The sequence below is a fragment of the Halorubrum sp. FL23 genome, from assembly GCF_052439115.2.
Lineage (GTDB): Archaea > Halobacteriota > Halobacteria > Halobacteriales > Haloferacaceae > Halorubrum > Halorubrum persicum.
Map to the genome: position 1 here is coordinate 93,433 of NZ_JBQVRO020000002.1, position 17,270 is coordinate 110,702.

Sequence of the window (17,270 nt, forward strand, 5' to 3'; positions counted from 1 at the left end):
CCGACGATGGGGTATGAGCACCGACGGGCCCGACGTGACCGTTCCGCGGTCAGAGGTGGCTGCGACCCGCTCCGACCCGGGGCGGGTCGAATCGACACCCGATCCGGAGCGACTCCGGAGACGTCTTCGGCACCGAATCGCCGAGATCGAACGGCGCGAAGTAGAGGAGGCCGTCTCGGCGCTCGACGCGCGGGGTGACCTCACCGAGGAGCAGCGCGAGACCGTTCGGGAGCTCGGGTCCGCGATCGTCGACGGGGTGACGGTCGCCCCGAAGCGGGCGCTGGAGCGAGCAGATCGGGTCAAGGAGGCGGGGGAGCGAGAGCGAGAGCGGGAGCGGGCGCGAGCGATCCGTCGGCTCTTCGAAATCGACGAGGCGTAGCGTCCGGTTCGGGGGCCGAAACGGCGTCTCCGGAAGGCCGTCCCCCGTCGACGAGCTCACTCCTCGGTCTTCGGGAACTCCGCGACGAACTCGTCGGGCGCCTTCTGTCGCACTTCGTACGCCTCCTCGTCGAACGCGGGGACCTCGGCCGCCATCTCGTAGTACAGCGGCTTCGGTTCGTGGTCGTTGACGATCGTGAGCGTCTCGCCCGGATCCATCCCGTCGAACTCCTCGTGGATCGTGTCGTGACGGTTCACCGGCGGAATCTCGCGGACATCCAGTGTAGGCATGCGATCGGAGAGTCGCACCCGACCCGATTCCGTGTTGAGCCGAATACGTTCGGGGACACGCACTCGCCCGGGGCTCCCGACCGATCACCCGTGTTCGACACTACGTCCGATCCGTCGATCGGTATCGGGACAGACAGCCGCGCGCCGTCCGTCCGGAGGGGTGAGTGACGTGCCGGCGACCGGCTTCGACGCCGAGCGGAGGTACGACGACGAGCGGTTCGCGACGAGCGAGGTGTTCAACAGCGACCGAATGAAAGTCGTCTGCGGCTACTTCGATCCGGGGCAGTTCATCCCGGTCCACGCGCCCGACAGCGACGTGGCGATCACCGTTCGCTCCGGCTCCGGCGTCGTCCGGGAGGGCGAGACGGAGCACCGGGTCGGGCCGGGCGATATCGTCGTCGTGCCCGCCGGGACCGCGCGCGGCGTGAAGGCGGACGACGAGGAGCGACTGGAGGCGACGCTCGTCACCGCGCCGCCGCCGACGGACGCGGAACACGACCCCGTCAGAGCGGGGCTCCGACGCGGGGAGTTCGATCCGCGAGCCGGTTCGGAGTGACACCGCCGGCGGAACGCGTGCGTCGCAACCCTCGACAGTGGTTTCATCTTTTCAAATTCTTATTTATGAAGTCAAAAGATTCCTTCTAATTACTAAATACCACGACGGCCAGTAGCCAGCTTTTTATTTGAGGTGGATAAAGAATTGACGACGCCGAATGCGTGACTGCTCCGCTTCCGTGGCGGGCGTCGCCGACCGCCGCGTGCCGGCCCTCCGCAGGCCGTCGGTACCGGTTTTCGGCACGTTCGCCTTCGACCGGCGGATCCCCCGTACGAGCGCTTTCGGTACGGTTGCGAGCGAATTAACCACGGAAACTCATCCATAATGCCAAGAGACAACACCGACTGGTGGCCGAATCAGCTTGACCTAGACGTCCTCGACGAGCACGCCGGAAACCCCGGCCCGCTCGACGAGGAGTTCGACTACGCGGAGGCGTTCGAGGAGCTCGACCTCGATGCGGTGAAAGCCGACATCGAAGAGGTAATGACCACGTCGCAGGACTGGTGGCCGGCCGACTACGGGACCTACGGGCCGCTGTTCATCCGGATGGCGTGGCACAGCGCCGGCACGTACCGGACCCACGACGGCCGCGGCGGCGCCTCCGGCGGGCGACAGCGGCTCCCCCCGCTCAACAGCTGGCCGGACAACGTCAACCTCGACAAGGCGCGGCGCCTGCTCTGGCCCGTCAAGCAGAAGTACGGCCGCAAGCTCTCGTGGGCCGACCTGATCGTGCTGACCGGCAACGTCGCCCTCGAGTCGATGGGCTTCGAGACGTTTGGCTTCGCCGGCGGCCGCGAGGACGACTTCAAGCCCGACGACGCCGTCGACTGGGGCCCCGAAGACGAGTGGGAGTCGACCTCGACGGAGCGCTTCGACGAGGACGAGCGCCTCGACGACGCGCTCGGGAACACCGTCATGGGCCTCATCTACGTGAACCCGGAGGGGCCGAACGGCGAGCCCGATCTGGAGGGATCCGCGGCGAACATCCGCGACACGTTCAGCCACATGGCGATGGACGACAAGGAGACGGTCGCGCTCATCGCCGGCGGCCACACCTTCGGGAAGGTCCACGGCGCCGACTCCGGCGACAACCTCGGCCCGGAGCCCGAGGACGCCCCGATCGACCTGCAGGGGCTCGGCTGGGACAACGAGTTCGGCGAGGGGAAGGGCCCCGACACGATCACCAGCGGGATCGAGGGGCCGTGGAACGCCACGCCGACCGTGTGGGACCTGAGCTACGTCAACAACCTGCTCAGCTACGAGTGGGAGCCGGAGAAGGGCCCCGGCGGCGCGTGGCAGTGGACCACGAAGAACGACGAGCTCGACGACGCCGCCCCCGGCGTGCAGGACCCCACGGACAAGGAGGACGTGATGATGCTCACGACGGACGTGGCGCTGAAGCACGACGACGACTTCCGGGCGGTGTTAGAGGAGTTCCGCGACGACCCCGACGAGTTCCAGGAGTCGTTCGCGCGGGCGTGGTACAAGCTCATCCACCGCGACATGGGCCCGCCGGAGCGGTTCCTCGGCCCCGAGGTCCCCGAGGAGACGATGCTCTGGCAGGACCCCCTTCCGGACGCCGACTACGACGTCGTCGGCGAGGCGGAGATCGCCGAGCTCGAGGAGCTGATCGCCGAGTTCGACCTCTCGATCTCCGAGCGCGTCAAGACGGCGTGGGCCTCCGCGTCCACGTTCCGCCACAGCGACAAGCGCGGCGGCGCGAACGGCGCGCGCATCCGCCTCGAGCCCCAGCGGAGCTGGGAGGTCAACCACCCCGAGGAGCTGGCGTCCGTGCTGGAGACCTACGAGGAGATTCAGGCCGAGTTCAACGAGCTCCGCGACGACGACACGCGGGTGTCGCTCGCCGACCTCATCGTCCTCGGCGGTAACCTCGCCGTCGAGGAGGCCGCCGCGGCCGCCGGCCACGACGTCGACGTCCCGTTCGAGCCGGGCCGCGTCGACGCCACGCAAGAGCAGACGGACGAGGAGTCCTTCGAGGCGCTCGAGCCGGAAGTGGACGGCTTCCGCAACTACCTCGGCGAGGACCTGCCTACCGAGCCGGAACACGAGATGGTCGACAAGGCGGAGCTGCTGAAGCTGACCGTCCCCGAGATGACGGTGCTCGTCGGCGGCATGCGCGTCCTCGACGCGAACTACGACGGCTCCGATCACGGCGTGTTCACCGACGAGCCGGAGACGCTGACGAACGACTTCTTCGTCAACCTGCTCGACTTCGACCGCGACTGGGAGCCCGTCGACGAGGACGAGGAGGTCTTCGAGCTTCGCGACCGCGAGACCGGCGAGGTCGAGTGGACGGCGACGCGGCTCGACCTGGTCTTCGGTTCGAACTCCCGTCTCCGCGCCGTCTCCGAGATCTACGGCGCCGCCGACGGCGAGGAGCAGTTCGTTCGCGACTTCGCCGACGCCTGGAGCAAGGTCATGACGCTCGACCGCTTCGACCTGTAGTCGGTCGACCCGTCGCCGCCTTCGCGGGAGATTTTTTCACCGACCGTCCGGAGCCGCGCCGACACGCTGCATCACCACACCGGCGCGAGCAGCAGCGCGACCGCGATCGAGATGAAGACGAGCTTCAGCGCCGTGTTGACGGCGATCACCTTGGTGCCGAACTCGGCGCCCCAGATCCCGTACTGGAAGGGGATCGACCGCCGGAAGGTGGAGACGGCGAACGAGAGGATGCCGCCGATGAGCAGGCTCGCGACCGCGGTTCGGACCGTGAAGACCCCCTCGGCGGTGCCGGCCAGCGTCACCGCGCCGGCGGTCGTGTCGAGGGTGTAGACGGCGATCACGGGGATCGCCTCGCCGGGGAGTCCGACGACCCCGGTGATCGGCTCGGCGACGCTCGTGAGCGCCTCCACGTCGACGTTGGTGACGAGGCCGATCACGAGGGTGTAGACGACCGCGAGCCGCGGGACGATCCGGCGGAGCGTGGACCACGACTTCGCTCCGGCCTCGCGGATCCGCTCTCGGCTCGTGCGGTCGTCGGCGTCGGGACCGGTCGCGTCGACCTCGGCGAGCGCGCTCCGGTCGACGTTGCGCTCGGACAGCAGGACCCCGCCCGCGAGCACGCCGGTGACGGTGATCGCCAGCGCGATCCCGGCGCGCGCGGAGACGTAGACGGTCCCCGTCCGGACGCCCAAGATCGGGATCAACACGGGGATGTAGAAGGTGAAGACGTGCTGGACGAAGCCGAAGAACGTGTTGATGGTGACCGCGACCAGCGTCGCCCGGTCGTCGAGGAGGCCGGACTCTCGGTACTCGGCGAGCGTGGCGTATCCGGCCGTCGTCGACGCCGCGGTCGTGAGGATCGCGGTCCCGACCTCGTCGGGGAGGTTCGCGGGGCGGGTGAGCCACCCGGCGAGCCCGGCGACGTACCGGATCAGCCCGAACGCGACCGCGACGTTGGCGGCGAAGACGCCGGCCGCGATGAACGCCGCGATGCGCGCGAGCCGGGGGGCCACCTCGGCGAGCAGGGAGACGATGTCGACGGCGACCGATTGCACTACCGCCGCTACGCGGCCGGCGACCTAATGGCCATCGGAAGGGGCCGGCGGCCCGCCCGTCCCGCTCCGCGCTCGGGGCGCCGCGCGGGGCTTATGAGACCCCCGACCGAACCCCCGACAATGGCACCCGCCGAAGACGACATCTCGATCGAAGAGAAGCGCGTGTACGCCGGGACGGCGGGCCGGACCGACGCGTACGTCCCCACCGAGAGCGGCGTGGTCCGGGTGGCGCTCTCGGCCGACAAGATCGGCGCGTTCGACATGGTCGCGAGCGACCCCGCCAGCGACGCGGCGGTCCTCGCCCGCGACGGCGGCCCCGACCGCGTCGGGATCGCGACCGCGGACGGCCTGTGCGTCGCCGGCGTCGACGACCCCGAGTTCGGACCCGTCACCGACGACCCCGTCGTCGCGGTCGGCGTTCACGACGGCGCGTTCGTCCTCGCGGGCGAGGACGGCGGAATCGACCGTATCGAACTCGGTGACGGGGGTTCCGAGCCGACAGCGACTCGTCTCGGGAGCGTGTCGGACCCGCGCGCGATCGACGGTCCACTCGTCGCCGCCGGCGACGGGGTCCACCGGCTCACTGAGGGCGACGGCGCGAGTGCGAGCGGCGCCCTCGCGGCGGTCGGCCTCGACGACGCCCGCGACGTGGCGGGGGCCGGCGTGCCGCTCGCGGCGACCGCGTCCGGGGTCTACTGGCTGGGGAACGGGTGGATGACGGCGCTGGAGGGCGACGCGACCGCGGTCGCAGCCGACGGCGACGGCCACGCGATGGCGGTCGTCGACGGCGACCTGTTCGTCCACGCGAGCGACGGCGAGGGGTGGGACGCAGAGGCGTGGACCGCGGCGGCGCTGCCGGTCGACGAGGAGCCGGTCGCGCTCGGCTACGGCCCCGGCGTGTCGGTCGCGGTCACCGACGCCGGCACGCTCTGCGTCGACGCCGGCGACGGGTGGCGACACCAGGTCGTCGGCGTGCGGGGGGTCGCCGGCGTCGCGCTCGCGCTCGTCGAGTGACGCGTCGAAGGGGCGGTCGGTCTCAGGCGCTCGGCAGGTCGATCGCTTCGCCGTCGGCGTAGACGGTCGGATCGCGGAGGATCCCGTCGAGGTGGATCGGCGCGTCGGTCTCGCCGCCGATCCCGGCGTTGTCGCCGATCGCGATGTGGACCGTTCCCCCCGCCTTCTCGTCCAAGAGCACGGAGCCGACGAGCGCGTCGACGCCGACGTTGGTCCCGATCCCGAGTTCGGCGAGGTTGTACGCGGCGTCGCCGACCGACTCCGCGGCGGTCTCGATCTCCGCGCGGACCGCGTCGTCGCTGACGGACGTGACGAACCCGTCCTCGACCTCGAACGTCAACTGCTGCCCCTCGTCGAGCAGGCCGTGCGGCATCATCGTCCCGTCGACGACGTAGGTCCCGGTCGCGGCCTCGGGGGCGACGAACACCTCGCCGGCCGGCAGGTTCGAGAAGTCGCCGGGGTCGTGGACCATCCCGGTGTCCGCGAGCCACTCGCGGTCGCCGACCTCGAACGTGATGTCAGTGCCCGCGGGCGAGGTCACCCGGACTTCGTCGGCGTCGCCGACCTCCGCGAGCACGTCGTCGCAGGCCGCGTCGATGGCGGCGTAGTCGGCATCGAGTCCCGTGGTGAACACGTCGGCGGTGATCCCGGGGAGGGTCGCGCCGCGCGCTCCGGCCTCGCAGGCGCTCCCGCGGGCGCGGGTGTGGCTCAGGCTCTTCGTCGTCGGTGCGAGGAAGGCGTCGCTGTCCGCCATCGCAGCCGCGACCGGCGCCGGCGGCTCGGTCCCGTGCTGGTCGGCCGGCGGGTACCGGAGGACCGTCGCGTCGTCCGTGACGGCGCTCGCGGCCTCGTAGAGCGCCTCGCCGATCGGCGCCCGCTCGTCGTCGGTGACGACGACGACGGACTCTCCCGGGGCGACGCGCAGGCACTGCTCGACGGCGGTCTCGGCGGCGTCCGCAAGATCGCTCGACATGTCCGTCGATCGGGGACGGCGGGCGTTAGTCCTTCCCATCGACGACTAATTTACTTTGTTTCGTAATTCAGTTTCACTGTCGGGGCGCGGAATTAACTGACGGATTACTCTCGCCGTAGTTAATTTCTCTTCGCATCACTCGAAAACATTATGCGGTTCCCCGAGCGAGCGGTATCCATGATACGCGTGGGCGTCAACGGGTACGGGACGATCGGGAAGCGCGTCGCGGACGCGGTCGCGGCCCAGCCCGACATGGAGGTCGTCGGCGTGACGAAGACGAGTCCGGACTACGGCGCCGAGGCCGCGATCCGGCGCGGATACGACCTGTACGCCGCGATCGACGACCGAAGCGGCGCGTTCGAGGACGCCGGCCTCGGCATCGCGGGGACCCTCGGGGATCTCCTCGATGCCGTCGACGTGATCGTCGACTGCGCGCCGGCCGGGGTCGGCGAACGCAATCGGCCGACCTACGAGGCCCACGGTGTCTCCGCGATCTACCAGGGCGGCGAGGACGCCGCCCTCGCCGACGGTTCGTTCAACGCTCGCGGGAGTCCGGAGATCAGCGACGCCGACTCGCTCCGCGTCGTCTCCTGTAACACGACGGGGCTGTCGCGGCTGCTCGCCCCGCTCGAGGAGGCGTACGGCGTGGAGAAGGCACGCGTGACCCTCGTGCGGCGGGGCGGCGACCCGAGCGAAACCGATCGCGGTCCGATAAACGACGTGGTGCCGGATCCGAAGACGGTCCCCTCACACCACGGCCCCGACGTGAACACGATCCTCCCGGACGTCGACATCGACACGGCCGCGCTGAAGGCCCCGGTCACCGGGATGCACACCCACAGCGTCAACGTCACGCTCGACGAGCAGCCGACCTCCGCGGAGGTGCGCGAGCTGCTCCGCGCGGAGGCGCGGCTGTTCCTGATTCCCGAGGGCTCCGGTATCGACGGCGCCGGGACGCTGAAAGACTACGCGGCCGACGTGGGGCGTCCCCGCGGCGACCTCTGGGAGAACTGCATCTGGGAGGAGTCGATCCGCGCCGAGGGGCGAGACCTGTACCTGTTCCAGAACGTCCACCAGGAGGCGGACGTGGTGCCCGAGAACGTCGACGCGATCCGCACGCTGGCGAGCGACGCGTCCCGTGAAGCGTCGGTGACGCGGACCAACGAGGCGCTTGGCGTCGGACTCGATAGCCTGCTGTCCGGCGGCGGTCCCTCCCGCGATCAGGTCGCTGCGGACGACTGACCGGGGGTCTCGTTTCGGACGGGTGACCGGGTGTCTCGCCCTCTCTCCCCGCCTCACTCCGCGGGCGTCGTCACGAGGAACGTCCGGCCGCCGCGGCGTTCGAGGTGGACCTCGCTGCCGCGGACGCGGTTCAGCCGTGCGCGGTCGGGGATCCGGTCGGTCCGGCACTCAGTGACATCAACCTTGGTCGGCGTCGCGTATCGCGGCTGATCGCGGCTCGTTGCGCTCATACGTCTCCCGAGGGCCGGAACGCCCGTATAAGCGAGCCATCCGCGGAGTGAAAGTGAAAGTGGAGGTCTCAGCGGGTCGAAGGCGGGGATGTTCCGAACGCCGCTCGCGACGTTCGGCCAGCGACGCGGACTACCGTCGGAGCCCCGCCTCCTCGTCGCCCTCGACGAACCGCACGGTGAAGTAGTCGTAGCCGCCGTAGGCGGCGTCGAGCGCGCCCAACCACCAGTTCCAGCGCTCGACGATCGAGGAGCCGTCGGGCGCGTCACCGAGGTGGTCGATCACGCCGGGCACGGTGAGTGCGTGCCCGCGGTCTCGGGAGGGCCGCCCCGAGTCGGCGAGGTCGTGGGCCGCCCGAGCGACCGCCCGCCGCTCGGCCTCGGTCCCGCCGAACTCCGACTCCAAGGCCTTCTCCAGACGCTGTCGGTCCATGAACGGACCTACGGGGCCCGAGTATATGAGTCGCGTGGTAGGGGGTAGCACATCCGGTGTCGGCGCGAGTGCGACCCGCACCGAGTCACAGCCGGGCCGCGAGCGCGAGGAAGAGGAGGCTGAACGGCGCCGTCAGCAGCGCCAACAGCGCTCCGGCCGCGGGCTCGCCGGCCGCAATTGCCATCGCGAGGCCGACGACCAGAGAGGCGGAGCCCACGATCGCGAGGATGACGCGCTCCGGGACGCTGGCCCGATCCGGTCCGTCGCTCCGCGCGAGGGTCGCGTCCAGCCCCCGCTCGACGCGGTCGGCGAGGTCGGTTGGAACGAACAGCCACGGCGTCGAGCGGTACCACGCGTTTCCGCGGTACGCGAGCAGGAACACGGTCACCCACGGGAGGTCGATCCGCCGCGTCCGGACCACGGACCCGAGGTCGTCCGAGCGCGTCCGGTCGTGACTCCGGTCGGTCCGCTCGATCGCCTCGGCGGCCGGGTCGAGGCGCACGTCGCTCCCCCGCGAGCCAGCGATCATCGGGAGGAACACGAGGAGAGAAATCAACAGCGGGGTGAGCCCCGAGAGCAGCGACGGCACGGCCGAGAACGGACCGGGCCCGACCGCTGCCGCCCCGACCGCGACGACGGCGCCCGCGCCGGCGAGCGTCCAGCCGAGCCGGAACCGAGACGAATCGAACGAGTAGTCGCCGAACTGCGATCGGAGCTCTCGGCGCCGCTCCGGAGAGGTTTGGCCGTATGCCACGATCCAGTACAAAAGCGACACCGGCCCGCCGACGAGGAGGACGACGAGCACCGCCCACGTCGACGCCGGGGGGCCACCCCCCTCGAGCAGCGAGGCGGCGACGCCGACGGCGAGGACCACCAGCGCGGCGAGGACGACCACGCCGGCGGTGACGCTCGCCCCGAGCGCCAGCGACCGCAGGCGCTCGAACCGTACCGGGCCCCACTCGACGGGAGCCAGATCGTGGTCCGAGTCGGAATCGGGACCGGAGTCCCCGACGCGCTCGCGATCCGCCGGCGATCGGATCCCGTCGATCGACGCACCGGACTCGGAGGGCATGAGCGCTTGTTGGGCCAGCGAGAAGTTAAACTCCGGTCGTCGCGCCGGGCAGAAGATGAGTTGTGATCGCGAAAGAGCCCGGAACCGAAGCCGCTCCCCGGCGACCGAGTGCGTCCTACGCGCTCTCGACCGCGTCGAGAACGGCGTCGTAGTCAGGCTCGTTCGTCGGGTCGTCGGCCACCCAGTCGTAGACGACCTCGCCGTCGTCGTCGATCACGAACACGGCGCGGTTCGCGATGTCGTGGAGGCCCAGGTCGGCGATGTCCATCTCCAACCCGTACGCCCGGATCGCGTCGCCGCCCATGTCGCTCACGAGGTCGAACTCGATCCCGTGCTCCTCGCGGAACGCGCCCTGCGAGAACGGGGAGTCGGCGCTGACGCCGAACAGCGTCGCACCCGCGTCTTCGAACGCGGCGGCGCGCTCCTGGAACGCCACCATCTCGTTCGTGCACGGGGGCGTGAACGCGCCCGGGAAGAAGGCGAGCACGACCGGTCCGTCGCCGATGTGGTCGTCGAGGTCGAACGGTTCGTGGTCGCTCGTGCCGACTGTCGCGGTGAACGTGGGTGCGGCGTCGCCTGTGGATACCATCGGTATCGGATAGGGCCGATTCACCCAAAAGGCTTGCCGCGTCCCCCGACAGCGGGCAGGGCTACTCCCGGTCGAGGTACTCCTGTTGGATCGCGACGACCTCGGCGGAGTCCTCGCAGGCCGCGTACCGCCGGAGGGGCTCCTCGTTGAGGTCGAGGAACGTCTCGCCCCAGGTGAACTTCGCCATGATCCGCTCGGCGTGGTCGGGCTCGCCGAGGATCGCGAGCGCGGCCGCGAACGCCTCGACCGTGGTGAGCTGCATCGGGCGCCCGAAGTTCACGGGGTTGGCGGCGACGAGGTACGGGAGCGCGCGGTGCTCGCCCGGGAGGCTGAACATCTTCTCGCCCGCCGACTCCCACGAGCAGTCGAGCGCGACGAGCGCGTTCTCGGCGGCGAGGTCGGCGTCCGCCGGCGAGAGCGCGCGCTCGGCGTGGGGGTTGAGCACGACGCCGTACGGCGTGGCGCGATCGGAGCGGTGGAGCTCCGCGAGGTCGAACCGCGCGAGCTTCCGCGCCGTGCATTTGTCGGGGTCGTCGTCGCCCTCGTACCGGACGTGCAGGTCCACACCCGGCGTTCGGGGGAGCCGTGTATAAGCCGTGCGGAGGGACCCGGCGCAAAAATAGGCAGAACCGTCGGCCGCGCCCGATCACGGGGCGCGCGTCTGCGTCACGATCGGCTCGGGGTCGTCGCTTTCTGCCGGTACACGCGTTTGCGTCTCGATCGGTGCGGTCTCGTCGTCGGTCGGTGGTTCGCTCATCGCGGGCGGTGCTCGCGTGTTCGTACACAAAAGCGCTTGCAAGAATGAATCATTATTCCGGTTATCTCCTAATATACGTTTCCTACTGTGTCTCCTATCTTTATGAACAAGTTGGTGTTCGGTGTTTAATTGATTACTCTTTGAATTGCGCGGCGAGCAGTTGGGCGCCGCGAGCGACGGGTGAATCTCCGCACCCCGCTCCGGCGGCTCGCACCCGGTTTCAGAATACCGTCAAACCGGCCCGGTACCGGCGGGGTTTTTCGTCATCGCCACGCAGTAATGCGTATGGAGCTGTTCGCCGTCCCGGACCTCCCGGAGATCCGGGAAGGAGACGATCTGGCGGCCATGATCGACGAGCGCGTCGACCTTCGCGACGACGACGTGGTCGTCGTCGCCAGCACCGTCGTCTCCAAGGCGGAAGGGCGAACCGTCGACCTCGACGACTTCCCGGCGAGCCCGCGGGCGGAGGAGATCGCCGACCGGCTCGCGGCGATCGCCGGCGAGGAGAAGGACCCGCGCTTCGCGCAGGCCGTCATCGAGGAGTCGACGGAGTTGATCATGGAGGCGCCGTTCCTCCTCACCGCGACCCGCTTCGGCCACATCGGCGTCAACGCGGGTATCGACCGGTCGAACGTCCCCGGCGGCGACCTGCTGTTGCTCCCGGAGCGCCCGACAGAGAGCGCCGAACGCATCCGCGAGGGGCTCGCGACCGACCGCGTCGTCGTCAGCGACACCTGCGGTCGCCCCTTCAGACACGGCCAGCGCGGGGTCGCGATCGGGTGGGCCGGGCTGCCCGCCAGCCGCGACTGGCGCGGCGAGCGCGACCGCGACGGGCGCGAGATGGGCGTCACCGTCCAGAACGTGATCGACGAACTCGCGTCGGCGGCGAACCTCGTCGCCGGCGAGGGGGCGGGCGGCACCCCGGTCGTCGTCGTTCGCGACTGGACGTTCGGCGACCACGACGGCTCGGACAACCACTTCCGCGCGGTCGAGGGCGACTTCGTGCGGCAGGCCCTCCGGCAGTGGCGCTTTCAGGAGTAACCATGCTCGGCATCGAACTCACCCCCGAACACGACCTGCATCGCCTCGTCGACCTCGGCGTCCGCGCCGAGGAGGCCGGCTACGACGCCGTCTACTCGACGTGTCACTACAACAACCGCGACCCGTGGGCGTTCCTCTCGCAGCTCGCGACCGCCACGGAGTCGGTCCGGCTCGGCCCGGGCGTCGCCAACCCGTACGAGACCCACCCCGCGACGCTCGCCTCGAAGGTCGCCACCCTCGACGAGCTCTCCGAGGGCCGGGCCGTCTTCGGTCTCGGCCCGGGCGATCCGTCGACGCTCCGGAACCTCGGCCTCGAAGACGAGCGCGGACTTCGCCCCGTTCTGGAGGCGTTCAAGACCGCCCAGAAGCTGTGGGCCGGCGAGCGCGTCGACCACGAGGGAACCTTCGACGCCGCCGGCGCGGGGCTCAACTACGAACCGCCGCAGGGCGCGTCGATCCCGGTCCACGTCGGCGGTGAGGGGCCACACATGTGCCGGATGGCAGCGAAACACGCCGACGGCCTGCTGTACAACGGTTCGCATCCGAAGGACCTCGCGTGGGCCCGCGAGCAGGTCGACGACGGGCTCGGCGACCGACCCGACCGCCGCGGCGACTTCGACCTGATCGCGTACGCCGCGGTCTCGGTGGCCGAGGACGCGGAAGCGGCCCGCGAGGCCGCCCGCCCGCCCGTCGCGTTCATCGTCGGCGGGGCGGCTCCCCCGGTCCTGAAGCGCCACGGGATCGATCCCGACGCGGCCGCCGAGATCGGCGAGCACGTCTCGGCCGGCGAGTTCTCCGCGGCCTTCGAGCGCGTGACGCCCGAGATGATCGAGGCGTTCTGTATGGCGGGCGACCCCGAGACCGTCCGCGAACGGGCGGCCGCCGTCGCCGACCACGCCGACGGGCTGGTCGTCGGATCGCCGCTTGGCCCCGACCTGGAGGACGCGGTCGATCTCGCGGCGGAAGCCGTCGACGGCCACTTTTAAACGGGACGCCGGAGTTCCCGCCCGCCGGGAATCGAGAATCGCCCCTGATAACTCCGGGGTGAGGTTCATAAGCCGCTCCCGCCGAGTTCCTTCCATGTCGACGACACGACAGCGGCGCCCGGGACTCCGCGGGCGGTACGAAGCCCTCCTGTGGGGGGCGATGGACCGGCTCGGCATCTCCGAGTCGATAGAGCGTAAGGTCGTCACGGCCGTCGGAATCCAGTTTCTCGTCACCGTCGGAATTTTTCTCGTGCCGTTTCTCGTCTCCGGGGTGCTCTCGTACGTCCTCTCCGGCGCCCTGTTCCTCGGCGCCGTCGTCGCGATCTACAACACCCTCCTCATCGTGCGCCGGGACTTCGTGGCGCCGATCCGGCAGCTCGAGACCGGTGCCGACGCGATCGCGGCGGGCAACATCGCGATACGCGAATCGAAAGACCTCCCCGAGTCCGGGCTGGCCGGAAGCGATCAGCCCGACGAGATCGGGAAGCTCGTGAACTCGTTCGTCGAGGTCGAGCGCTACCTCGGGGTCGTCTCGTCGCAGGCGGAGGCGCTCGCGGCACAGGAGTTCGACGATCCCGCGCTTGAGGAGGAGGTTCCGGGCGCGTTCGGCGACTCGCTCGACGAGATGGCCGCGAACCTCGAGGCGTACACGACGGAGTTGGAGTCGCTCGTCGACGCCTTCGGCGACGCGGCGGGGCGCGCTCGGGACGGCGACCTGACCGCGACGATCGACGACGAGGCGCTGGCGACCGACGAGAACCGATACGCCGAGCTCATCGAGAACTACAATCGGCTCGTGACCACCCTCGGCGGAACGGTCGGCGACGTCGCGTCGTTCACCGGCGAGGTCGCCGACGCGAGCGCTGACGTGCGTGCGAGCATGGACGAGGTCGACGGCGCCAGCGAGGAGGTCGCGCGCTCGGTCCAGGAGATCAGCGACGGCGCGGCCGAGCAGACCGAGAAGCTGGAGTCCGTCTCGGGCGAGATGAGCACGCTCTCGGCGACCGTCGAGGAGATCGCGGCGTCGGCAGACGACGCGGCGGCGACCGCCCGGAGCGCGGCGGAGCGCGGGCGGGCCGGTCGCGAGGAGGCGACCGAGGCGATCGCGGAGCTGGAGGCGCTCGAAGCCCGGATCGCCGAGACGGCGACCGCGGTGGAAGACCTCGTCGACCGGATCGGCGAGATCGACGAGATCGCCTCCGTGATCGACGGGATCGCCGAGGAGACGAACCTGCTCGCGCTGAACGCCTCCATCGAGGCGGCGCGGGCCGACGGCTCCGGGGACGGCTTCGCGGTCGTCGCCGACGAGGTGAAGGCGCTCGCCGAGGAGACCCGCGAGGAGGCCGCGGCGATCTCCGGGCGCATCGACGAAGTGCAGGCCGCATCGACGGAGACCGCCGCCGACGTGGACGCGATGGAGTCGCAGGTGTCGGACGGCGTCGACACGATCGAGTCGACGCTCCGGGAGTTCGAGGAGGTCGTCGAGGACGTGACGACCGTCGACGAGACGGTCCAAGAGATCAGCGACGCGACCGACGACCAAGCCCGGACGACCCAGGAGGTCGTCGACATGGTCGACGGGATCGCGTCGGTCAGCCGGCAGACCGCGACCGAGGCGGAGACCGTCGCCGCCGCGGCCGAGGAGCAGACCGCCACCGTCTCGGAGGTCACTCGCCGCGTCCACGCGCTCTCGGACCAGTCCGACGAGCTGCTCGCGACGCTCGACGCGTTCGAGGTCCCCGACGGCGAGGAGGGGGCTGGGGTCGTCTCCGAGACCGAGGGGACCGCGCCCGCCTCGGGGTCCGAGGGTCCCGGGGCGTCGCCCCCGGCCGCTGACGACGACTGAAACGGGGCCGGAGCGCGACGCGTTACTCCGCGGGGCCGCGACCGCCGAGCGACGGCAGCGTCACGCCGATCTCCCGCAACAGCGCGCCGACCGCCGCGTAGCCGAACACGGCCACCGCGCCGACGAGCAGGACCTGCCCGACGACCACCAAGAGCGCGGACACCGGGTCGCCGGCGCCGAGGATCAGGTCGTTCAGGAAGATGTCGATGAAGCGACCGATATCGCCGACGAGACGCGAAACGAAGTCGATGAGCGCCATCATGCCCGGCAGTTGGAGCGGGGGGTACTTGGGTGTTGAGTTCGCGGCCCATCCTCCCCCGTAACCGCGAGCCGGCACCGGGCCGGCGAACGGTTTCGACAACCGAACGGCTTACACCCGACGGACACGGACCTGTTCGTCATGAACGCCCTGACGGAGCTGTTCGCCGAGAACACGCTGCTGTGGGTCCTCACGGGGATCCTCGCGTACTCCGCGGCCGCGATGTGGCTCCGAGAGCGCGGGATTCTCCCCGAGGCCGTCCGCGTCTCCGGACCGGTGTTGACCCTCAGGACCCTCCGCGGCCGAGTGTTTCTCGACCGCCTCGCCGCCCCGAGACGGCTCTGGCGAGCCGTCGCGAACCTCGGGCTCGGCGGGGCGCTCGTCGCGATGGTGGGATCGTTCGTCCTCATCCTCTCGTCGGCGCTCTCCGCGGTCCGTACCGTCCAGCCCTCCGCGATCCAGCAGCCGCAGAACTTCCTCATCATCCCCGGCGTGAACGACTTCCTCCCCCTCTCGGTCGCGCCCGAGATCGTCGCCGGCCTCGCGATCGCGATGGTCGTCCACGAGGGCGCACACGGCCTGCTGTGCCGCGTCGAGGGGATCGACATCGAGTCGATGGGACTCGTCTTCTTCACGCTGCTCCCGGTCGGCGCCTTCGTCGAGCCGGACGAGGAGGCGACCCAAGAGGCCACTCGCGGCGCCCGCGCCCGGATGTTCGCCGCCGGCGTCACCGCGAACACGATCCTCACGGTCCTCGTCTTCGCGCTCCTCTTCGGCCCGGTCGTCGGCGCGATCGCGCCGGCCCCGGGCTACGCCGTCGGCGAGGTCGCCCCCGAGTCGCCGGCTGCGGGAGTCGACATCGCGCACGGCGACCGGCTGGTCGCCGTCGGCGGCACGCCGGTCGACACCGCCGAGGAGTTCGAAGCCGCCCTCGCCGACGCCGGCGAGACGGTGAGCGTCACCGCCGACGACGGCGACGGAGAGCGGACCGTCGAGGTGACCCGCCGGCTCCAGGTGATCGGCTCCGCGGGCGGGAACCCGCTCGGCGTGACGATCGAGTCGGAGCCGGTTGCGATCACCGAGGTCAACGGTGAGCCGGTGGCGACCGAGCGACAGTTCCTCGCCGCCGTCGGGGACGCCGAGCGCGCGACGGTGACCGTCGACGCCGACGGCGCGGCCAACGCCACGGTCGACGCCGAGACCGCCGAGATCCCGATCGGCGCGTACGCCCTCGGCGTGCAGGAGGACGGCCCCCTCCACGCGGCGGGCGCTCCCCTCGGCGACCCCATGACGATCGTCTCGGTCGACGGGGAGCGCGTCCGGAACAACGACGAGCTCTCGACCGTGCTCGGCGAGCGAGAGCCCGGCACGACCGTCGAGGTCGTCGCGTACGGCCCCGACGACGAGCGCGTGCCCTACGACGTGGAGCTCGACCCGCACCCGAACCGCGAGGGCGGGTTCGTCGGCGTGAGCGTCTTCCCGGGCTCCAGCGGGCTCGCGCTCGACGACTTCGGCGTCTCGGAGTACCCCGCCGGCGTGTACCTCGAACTGCTCGGCGGCGACGGCGGCGAGGGCGCGACCGACGGGGCCGCGCTCGGCGGGCTCACGGACTCCCCGCTCGGGCTCGTCTTCGCGTCGCTCATCCTCCCGCTCGGCAGCCTGTTCGGGCTCCCGTTCAACTTCGCGGGGTTCACGGGCGAGATGACCAACTTCTACGTGGTCGAGGGCGCATTCGCGGCCTTTGGCGGCGGGACGTTCCTGTTCGCGAACCTCCTCTTCTGGACCGGGTGGATCAACATCCAGCTCGCGCTGTTCAACTGCCTGCCGGCGTTTCCGCTCGACGGCGGCCGCATCCTCCGGATGGTCGCCGAAGCGGTGGTCAGCCGGGTTCCCGTCTCCGACCGCCACGCCGCGGTCCGGACGATCACGGTTTCGTCCGGGCTCGTCATGCTCGCCGGGCTGATCATGATGATCTTCGGGAATCAGATCCTCTCCGCGCTCGGGCTGCTCTGATTCGGGACGCTCCGACCCGGGGCGTTCTGTTCCGGGGCGCTCTGCTCCGGGATGATGCCGCGGGTCGGCAGG

Annotated in this window: 18 protein-coding genes; 9 read left to right on the forward strand and 9 right to left on the reverse strand. The window is 70.3% G+C overall.

All coding sequences use genetic code 11. The annotated features are described in order from the left end of the window. Nucleotides 1–13: 13 nt before the first annotated feature. On the forward strand, nt 14–379 hold the full coding sequence (locus ACT4MF_RS02525; protein ID WP_444681642.1) for a glutamyl-tRNA reductase: 366 nt from the start codon (nt 14–16) through the stop codon (nt 377–379). Between the two features lie 56 nt (nt 380–435). On the opposite strand, the gene ACT4MF_RS02530 is transcribed toward ACT4MF_RS02525, so the two are convergent. Next, nucleotides 436–669, reverse strand: a complete 234-nt coding sequence (locus ACT4MF_RS02530; RefSeq protein WP_099253753.1) for a DUF2249 domain-containing protein — start codon at nt 667–669, stop codon at nt 436–438. Between the two features lie 169 nt (nt 670–838). Between ACT4MF_RS02530 and ACT4MF_RS02535 the strand changes: the two genes are divergently transcribed. Together ACT4MF_RS02535 and katG are read left to right on the forward strand one after the other, a co-directional pair. Then, entirely contained in the window at nt 839–1,225 is a 387-nt protein-coding gene (locus ACT4MF_RS02535) for a cupin domain-containing protein (protein WP_099253754.1), read from the forward strand. 324 nt (nt 1,226–1,549) lie between these two features. Continuing rightward, complete coding sequence (gene katG / locus ACT4MF_RS02540; RefSeq protein WP_444681643.1) at nt 1,550–3,691, forward strand: catalase/peroxidase HPI; 2,142 nt, start codon at nt 1,550–1,552, stop codon at nt 3,689–3,691. 71 nt (nt 3,692–3,762) lie between these two features. Here katG and ACT4MF_RS02545 read toward each other — a convergent pair whose 3' ends face one another. Beyond that, entirely contained in the window at nt 3,763–4,746 is a 984-nt protein-coding gene (locus ACT4MF_RS02545; protein WP_099253733.1) for a nucleoside recognition protein, read from the reverse strand. Between the two features lie 120 nt (nt 4,747–4,866). Between ACT4MF_RS02545 and ACT4MF_RS02550 the strand changes: the two genes are divergently transcribed. Continuing rightward, nucleotides 4,867–5,760 carry an HVO_0234 family beta-propeller protein gene (locus ACT4MF_RS02550; protein WP_444681644.1) on the forward strand — a complete coding sequence of 298 codons (894 nt, stop codon included), beginning with the start codon at nt 4,867–4,869 and terminating at the stop codon, nt 5,758–5,760. 22 nt (nt 5,761–5,782) lie between these two features. On the opposite strand, the gene ACT4MF_RS02555 is transcribed toward ACT4MF_RS02550, so the two are convergent. Continuing rightward, on the reverse strand, nt 5,783–6,733 hold the full coding sequence (locus ACT4MF_RS02555) for an aminopeptidase (protein WP_099253755.1): 951 nt from the start codon (nt 6,731–6,733) through the stop codon (nt 5,783–5,785). A 177-nt stretch (nt 6,734–6,910) separates the two neighbouring features. Here ACT4MF_RS02555 and ACT4MF_RS02560 point away from each other — a divergent pair, with 177 nt between their 5' ends. Then, nucleotides 6,911–7,975 carry a type II glyceraldehyde-3-phosphate dehydrogenase gene (locus ACT4MF_RS02560; protein WP_444681645.1) on the forward strand — a complete coding sequence of 355 codons (1,065 nt, stop codon included), beginning with the start codon at nt 6,911–6,913 and terminating at the stop codon, nt 7,973–7,975. A gap of 53 nt (nt 7,976–8,028) precedes the next feature. Here ACT4MF_RS02560 and ACT4MF_RS02565 read toward each other — a convergent pair whose 3' ends face one another. The 5 genes from ACT4MF_RS02565 to ACT4MF_RS02585 all read right to left on the reverse strand — a co-directional run bounded on the left by ACT4MF_RS02565 (nt 8,029) and on the right by ACT4MF_RS02585 (nt 10,861). Then, nucleotides 8,029–8,205 (reverse strand): hypothetical protein, encoded by a 177-nt coding sequence (locus ACT4MF_RS02565; protein WP_180271678.1) that lies wholly within the window; start codon nt 8,203–8,205, stop codon nt 8,029–8,031. A 130-nt stretch (nt 8,206–8,335) separates the two neighbouring features. Beyond that, on the reverse strand, nt 8,336–8,635 hold the full coding sequence (locus ACT4MF_RS02570; protein ID WP_099253736.1) for a WNWW family protein: 300 nt from the start codon (nt 8,633–8,635) through the stop codon (nt 8,336–8,338). 85 nt (nt 8,636–8,720) lie between these two features. Beyond that, complete coding sequence (locus ACT4MF_RS02575; RefSeq protein WP_444681646.1) at nt 8,721–9,707, reverse strand: hypothetical protein; 987 nt, start codon at nt 9,705–9,707, stop codon at nt 8,721–8,723. Nucleotides 9,708–9,822: 115 nt separating this feature from the next. Next, nucleotides 9,823–10,296 (reverse strand): redoxin domain-containing protein, encoded by a 474-nt coding sequence (locus ACT4MF_RS02580; RefSeq protein ID WP_099253738.1) that lies wholly within the window; start codon nt 10,294–10,296, stop codon nt 9,823–9,825. A 61-nt stretch (nt 10,297–10,357) separates the two neighbouring features. Then, on the reverse strand, nt 10,358–10,861 hold the full coding sequence (locus ACT4MF_RS02585) for a DUF367 family protein (protein ID WP_444681647.1): 504 nt from the start codon (nt 10,859–10,861) through the stop codon (nt 10,358–10,360). A 477-nt stretch (nt 10,862–11,338) separates the two neighbouring features. Here ACT4MF_RS02585 and ACT4MF_RS02590 point away from each other — a divergent pair, with 477 nt between their 5' ends. The 3 genes from ACT4MF_RS02590 to ACT4MF_RS02600 all read left to right on the forward strand — a co-directional run bounded on the left by ACT4MF_RS02590 (nt 11,339) and on the right by ACT4MF_RS02600 (nt 14,926). Beyond that, a complete protein-coding gene (locus ACT4MF_RS02590) occupies nt 11,339–12,094 on the forward strand; it encodes a coenzyme F420-0:L-glutamate ligase (RefSeq protein WP_444681648.1) in 756 nt (251 codons plus the stop codon). 2 nt (nt 12,095–12,096) lie between these two features. Next, nucleotides 12,097–13,080, forward strand: a complete 984-nt coding sequence (locus tag ACT4MF_RS02595) for a 5,10-methylenetetrahydromethanopterin reductase (protein WP_444681649.1) — start codon at nt 12,097–12,099, stop codon at nt 13,078–13,080. A 160-nt stretch (nt 13,081–13,240) separates the two neighbouring features. After that, entirely contained in the window at nt 13,241–14,926 is a 1,686-nt protein-coding gene (locus ACT4MF_RS02600) for a methyl-accepting chemotaxis protein (RefSeq protein WP_444681825.1), read from the forward strand. A 22-nt stretch (nt 14,927–14,948) separates the two neighbouring features. Here ACT4MF_RS02600 and ACT4MF_RS02605 read toward each other — a convergent pair whose 3' ends face one another. Beyond that, complete coding sequence (locus ACT4MF_RS02605; RefSeq protein ID WP_099253742.1) at nt 14,949–15,188, reverse strand: DUF8024 family protein; 240 nt, start codon at nt 15,186–15,188, stop codon at nt 14,949–14,951. A 138-nt stretch (nt 15,189–15,326) separates the two neighbouring features. Here ACT4MF_RS02605 and ACT4MF_RS02610 point away from each other — a divergent pair, with 138 nt between their 5' ends. Further along, on the forward strand, nt 15,327–17,198 hold the full coding sequence (locus tag ACT4MF_RS02610) for a site-2 protease family protein (RefSeq protein WP_444681650.1): 1,872 nt from the start codon (nt 15,327–15,329) through the stop codon (nt 17,196–17,198). Nucleotides 17,199–17,270: the final 72 nt, after the last annotated feature.